The sequence below is a fragment of the Mycobacterium gordonae genome (assembly GCF_001417955.2).
In the GTDB taxonomy this organism is placed as follows: domain Bacteria; phylum Actinomycetota; class Actinomycetes; order Mycobacteriales; family Mycobacteriaceae; genus Mycobacterium; species Mycobacterium gordonae_B.
Map to the genome: position 1 here is coordinate 1 of NZ_LKTM01000287.1, position 448 is coordinate 448.

The window sequence follows — 448 nt, forward strand, 5'->3', positions numbered from 1 at the left end:
GAGGAACCGCCCGAGCCGCTGTTGAAGAATCCCGACGACGGGGTAGCCGTCGTGTTGCCGAAGCCCATGCCCACCGGCAGCGAGATCGGAATGTCGATCGGGCCGACGGTTCCGACGATGCCGCCGAACAACGTGTATCCCGGACCGCCGATGACGAGATTCAGCCGTGGTCCGCTGACCGTGATGGACGGAACGTTGATGGGACCGATCCTGGACGAGTCCGTGACGGAGCTCAGAGTGCCGACATTGATCGCCCCGATGGTGTAAGGCTGCGTGGTGATGTCGAATGTGCCACCGGACAGCGTCATGTTGATCGGCACTCGCAAACCGAAGTCCACGGGAATCTGGTCGATGCGCACCGAGTAGGAAAACCCGGTCAGGCCCTGGGCGTCGCCGCGCACGAACATCCCGACATTCATGTTGCCGGAGTTGCCGATACCGGTGTTGA

General features: G+C 62.3%; 1 pseudogene. It reads right to left on the reverse strand.

What is annotated here, in order from left to right:
* Positions 1 to 448, reverse strand: a pseudogene (locus tag AO501_RS38310) (hypothetical protein); the annotation flags it as partial.